At 76.5% G+C, this 1,674-nt stretch carries 2 protein-coding genes; both read left to right on the top strand.

What is annotated here, in order from left to right; translation table 11 throughout:
* Positions 1-1,008 (top strand): HAMP domain-containing sensor histidine kinase (locus tag AB0O00_RS38195; protein WP_363659286.1); only part of this gene is annotated, 1,008 nt, incomplete at its 5' end.
* A gap of 148 nt (positions 1,009-1,156) precedes the next feature.
* On the top strand, positions 1,157-1,674 hold a 518-nt coding region (locus AB0O00_RS38190), incomplete at its 3' end, for an ABC transporter ATP-binding protein (protein ID WP_363659287.1).

The following is a 1,674-nucleotide window of genomic DNA, read 5'->3' as shown; positions in this document are numbered from 1 at the left end:
CCCGCCGCGCTGCGCCACCCGGCCGACGGCGAGCGCCACACGGCCTACGACGGGCGCGTCGCGGGCAACCTCGGCCCGAGCGTCTGGGGCGCCCAGCGCACCGCAGGACCGGGCAGCCCGGTGCTCGCCGTCCGGATCAACATGAGCCCCGAACTCCACACCCTCGGCCGCCTCGACGCGACCGTCACCGTCGCCTCGCTGGTCGCCCTCGGCGCCGCCGTGCCCGTCGCGATCTACGGCGCCGGGCTGCTCGGCCGCCGGCTGCGCCGCGTCTCCGAGACCGCCGGCCGGATCACCGCCGGGGACCTCGACGCCCGCACCGGTCCGGCCGGCGGCCGCGACGAGGTGGCCGACATCGCCACCGCGGTCGACCTCATGGCCGACAGCCTCGGCCAACGCCTGCGCTCCGAACGGCAGTTCACCGCCGACGTGGCCCACGAGCTGCGCACCCCGGTCGGCGGCCTGCTCGCCGCCGTCGACCTCCTGCCGCCCGGCGAGACCGAGGACCTGCTCCGCGCCCGCGTGCGCGACCTGCGCGGCCTGGTCGAGGACCTCCTGGAGATCTCCCGCCTCGACGCGGGCGCCGAACGGCCCGTCCGCGCCCGCGTCCCGCTCGGCGCCGTCGTCACGGAGGCGGTGACGCGCACCGGCCTCGACGCCGAAGTCACCGTGGCGGACGGCGAGTTCCAGGTGGAGACCGATCCGCGCCGGCTGGAGCGCATTGTCGGCAACCTCGTCGTCAACGCCCACCGCCACGGCGCCGCCCCGGTGCACGTCCGCGTCGACGGCCGGACGGTCACCGTGCGCGACCACGGCCCCGGCTACCCGCCCGACCTGCTGCTCCACGGCCCGCGCCGCTTCCACACCGGCGCCCGCGAGCGCGGCACAGGACACGGCCTCGGCCTCACCATCGCCCTCGGCCAGGCCCGCCTCCTCGGCGCCGACCTGCGCCTGGACAACGACCCGGACGGCGGCGCCGTCGCCACCCTCCGCCTGCCACCGGACTGACCCCACCGAACTGATACGAACCGGAGCGCCGGTCGATACATCGCGGCCCGGGGCCCCGATACATTCCCCCGACACCCTCTGAAGTGCACGTTCGCCGCACCGTTCGCCGCACCGAAGAGGAGCCCCCGTGACACCCGACCCCCTCGCCCTGCACCCAGCGCCCGGCATCGCCGCAGCCACCACCGGCCTGACCAAGGTCCACGGCTCCGGCGACACTCGCGTCACCGCCCTCGACGGGGTCAGCATCGGCTTCCGGGAGGGCGAGTTCACCGCCATCATGGGCCCCTCCGGCTGCGGCAAGTCCACCCTGCTGCACTGCGCCGCCGGGCTCGACACCCCCACCTCCGGCTCGGTGCGCATCGGCACCACCGAGCTCGGCACGCTCGACGACCGGCAGCTCACCCGGCTGCGCCGGGACCGGATCGGCTTCGTCTTCCAGGCGTTCAACCTCCTGCCGACCCTCACCGCGCTGGAGAACATCACGCTGCCCCTGGCCATCGCCGGGCGCGGCCCGGACCCGCGCTGGCTGGACCGGGTGGTCGCCATGGTCGGCCTCGCCGAGCGGCTCGGCCACCGGCCCGCGCAGCTGTCCGGCGGGCAGCAGCAGCGCGACGCGGTCGCCCCCGCGCTGGCCGGGCGGCCCGCGGTGGTGTTCGCGGACGAGCC

Origin of the sequence: Kitasatospora sp. NPDC093558 (genome assembly GCF_040683475.1) — a bacterium.
In the GTDB taxonomy this organism is placed as follows: domain Bacteria; phylum Actinomycetota; class Actinomycetes; order Streptomycetales; family Streptomycetaceae; genus Kitasatospora.
Note: the sequence above shows the minus strand (reverse complement) of the source record. Positions and strands in the feature narration are given on the sequence as shown.